The organism is Komagataeibacter kakiaceti JCM 25156, from assembly GCF_000613305.1.
In genome coordinates, this window is record NZ_BAIO01000249.1 from 1 (window position 1) to 3,405 (window position 3,405).

A 3,405-nucleotide genomic window follows, 5' to 3' on the forward strand; every position below is an offset into this window, starting at 1 on the left:
CCGCTCTGAGCGCGCTGAGCCGCGCGCGTTACAAGGGGGATGATGTCTGATGACCATCCAGACACCAAACGGTTTTTCTCTCGATAACACCGGTCGCCGCATCGTGGTCGATCCGCTGACCCGGATCGAGGGGCACATGCGCTGCGAAGTGAATGTCGATGCTGACAACATCATCCGCAACGCCGTCTCCACCGGTACGATGTGGCGCGGGCTGGAAGTGATCCTGAAGGGCCGCGACCCGCGTGACGCATGGGCGTTCGTGGAGCGTATCTGCGGGGTCTGCACCGGCTGCCACGCACTGGCGTCCGTGCGCGCGGTGGAAGACGCGCTGGACATCCGCGTTCCGACCAATGCGTTCCTGATCCGCCAGATCATGGCGAAGATACTGGCGTGGCATGACCACGTGGTCCATTTCTACCACCTGCACGCGCTGGACTGGGTCAATCCGGTCAACGCGCTGCGGGCGGACCCGCGCGCGACATCGGCGCTGCAGCAGGCGGTCTCCCCCAATCACCCGAAATCCTCTCCCGGTTATTTCCGCGATGTGCAGAACCGGCTCAAGAAATTCGTGGAGAGCGGGCAGCTCGGCATTTTCAAGAACGGCTACTGGGACAGCAAGGCCTATCTCCTGCCGCCCGAAGCCGATCTCATGGCGGTGACGCATTATCTGGAGGCGCTTGATTTCCAGAAGGAGATCGTGAAGGTCCACACCATCCTTGGCGGCAAGAACCCGCACCCCAACTACATGGTGGGCGGCGTGCCCTGCGCCATCAATATCGATGGGGACATGGCGGCGGGCGCGCCGCTGAACATGGACCGGCTGAACTTCATCCAGCAGAAGATACAGGATGCGTTCACGTTCTCGCAGAACGTCTATGTGCCCGATGTCCTGGCCGTCGCCAGTTATTACAAGGACTGGACCTATGGCGGCGGTCTGGCCGCCACCAATGTGATGGATTACGGTGATTTCCCCACCGTGCAGGGCGACAAGTCAACCGACCGCTTCCCCGGTGGGGCCATTATTGGCGGCAACTGGGACGAGATCCATCCCGTTGACGCGCGCGACCCGCAGCAGGTGCAGGAATTCGTAACCCATAGCTGGTACGATTACGGCAAGGGGCGCGAGGATATCGGGCTGCATCCGTGGGATGGCGTGACCGACCCGCATTTCGAACTGGGCGCGGGCGCGAAGGGCAGCCGCACCAATATTGTCGAGATCGACGAGAGCGCCCGCTATTCCTGGGTCAAGGCCCCGCGCTGGCGCGGCAATGCGTGCGAGGTGGGCCCGCTGGCGCGCTACATCCTGGCGTATTCCAAGGGTGTTCCGTACGTGCGCGCGCAGGTTGATGACGCGCTGGGCCGCTTCAACAGCCTGGCCGGAACCAGCCTGACCCCACGGCAGGCCCTGCCCACCACCATCGGGCGCACGCTCGCCCGCGCGCTGGAGGCCCATTACTGCGCCCAGCAGCTGCTGGATGATTATGACGCGCTGATCACCAACATCCGCAATGGCGACCTTGCCACGGCCAATGTCTCCAAATGGGATCCGTCCACCTGGCCGAAGGAGGCGAAGGGCGTGGGTCTTGTCGCCGCCCCGCGTGGCGGGCTGGGGCACTGGATCCGTATTCGCGATGGCCGGATCGAGAACTACCAGTGCGTCGTGCCCAGCACATGGAATGGTGGCCCGCGTGACGCCAGGGGCAATATCGGCGCGTTCGAGGCGTCACTTCTGGGCACGCCGATGGTCAACCCGGAACAGCCCGTGGAAATCCTGCGCACATTGCATTCCTTCGATCCCTGCATGGCCTGCGCGACCCATGTGATGGCGCCCGATGGCGAGGAACTGGCCCGCGTCACTGTCCGCTAGGGCGGTTTCCCGCCGGGGAAAGGACGCCCGCATAATAAGGGGCCGGAGCGAACCCGATGGTTCGATCCGGCCGGAGGGGAGGAAGAAATGAGCGCATCCGACCGTCTGCTGACGGACGCGGAACTGAAAGGCACCAATCTGGAGGGGCTGCACGCCCGTCCGTTACGTGCGCGCAGGCTGCTGACTGTCTATGTTTACGAAGCGCCGGTGCGGCTGTGGCACTGGGTTACCGCCGCATCCATCGTGGTGCTGGTCGTGACGGGCTACCTGATCGGTTCGCCCCCGCCCAGCCTGTCCGGTGAGGCCAGCAGCCATTACCAGATGGGCTGGATACGGTACCTGCACTTCGCGGCGGCATGGATATTCTCGGTCGGTTTCGCCGGGCGGGTGATCTGGGCCTTCATGGGCAACATCTATTCGCGTGAACTCTTTTTCCTGCCGGTATGGAAAAAGGCGTACTGGAAGGACCTGCTGGATGAGATGCTGGTTTACGCCTTCATCAGGAAGCAGGCGAAAACCGTCATCGGCCATAACGCGCTGGCGCGCACGGCCCTGTTCTTCTGCTTCACGCTGACGGGCCTGTTCATGATCGCGACGGGATTTGCCCTTTATTCCGATGGAACCGGCATCGATAGCTGGGAAGGCCATGTCTTTGGCTGGATCATGCCGTGGCTGGGCGGGAACCTGTCCACCCATTTCCTGCACCATTGGGGAATGTGGGTGATCGTGCTGTTCGTGATGATCCATGTCTATACGGTCTCGCGGGAGGATATCATGTCCCGGCAGACGCTGATTTCATCCATGACGAATGGCTATCGCACTTTCCGCGATGACCGACCGGACTGAACATAAACTTTCCACTTTCTGTAAAACCGGAAAGAAAGTTTCCATAAAATCTGCCATCACGGAGATCGTGGTGGCAGGTTTTCTGTTTGTGGGCGGTAAGTGCGTAATCACCCCGCAAGATGGTACGGTTCTTGCTCATATAAGATTTCAAAGGCGCGGAATGCGCGGGACAGGGTTCAGGAACGGAGGCGGCGCGACCGCATGACGAGTGATCAGCACGAAGGCGGAGCAGGCGGCAGGGTACTGGTTCTCGGTATCGGGAACATCCTGTGGGCGGATGAGGGGTTTGGCGTGCGGACGGTCGAATATCTGGCCGCGCGGTACGAATTTCCCGCCCCCGTGGAGTTGATGGACGGCGGCACGCAGGGCCTGTACCTGCTGCCGCATCTGGAGGATCTGGCCGGTCTGGTCATTGTCGATGCAATTGATTTTGGCCTGCCGCCCGCCACCGTGCACGAGGTGCATGGCGCGGACGTGCCCGCCACGATCGGCGCGCGCAAGATGAGCCTGCACCAGACCGGATTTCAGGAAGTGCTGGCGTTGCTGGACCTGCGCGGACATGCCCCACGCAGGGTCTCGCTGATTGGCGTGCAGCCTGTCACCATGAAGGATTACGGCGGTGGCCTGACCCCGGCGGTGGCCGCGCGGGTGGAGCCGGTTGCACGCGCCGTGCTGGGACCTGCTGGCCCGTG

At 62.3% G+C, this 3,405-nt stretch carries 3 protein-coding genes; all 3 read left to right on the forward strand.

The annotated features are described in order from the left end of the window. The first annotated feature begins 49 nt into the window (after positions 1 to 49). Positions 50 to 1,867: a nickel-dependent hydrogenase large subunit gene (locus JCM25156_RS11645; RefSeq protein ID WP_025813214.1), complete on the forward strand. Its 1,818-nt coding sequence runs from the start codon at positions 50 to 52 to the stop codon at positions 1,865 to 1,867. Positions 1,868 to 1,954: 87 nt separating this feature from the next. Further along, complete coding sequence (cybH, locus tag JCM25156_RS11650; RefSeq protein WP_084296506.1) at positions 1,955 to 2,713, forward strand: Ni/Fe-hydrogenase, b-type cytochrome subunit; 759 nt, start codon at positions 1,955 to 1,957, stop codon at positions 2,711 to 2,713. A gap of 201 nt (positions 2,714 to 2,914) precedes the next feature. After that, positions 2,915 to 3,405 (forward strand): HyaD/HybD family hydrogenase maturation endopeptidase (locus JCM25156_RS11655; protein WP_025813216.1); only part of this gene is annotated, 491 nt, incomplete at its 3' end.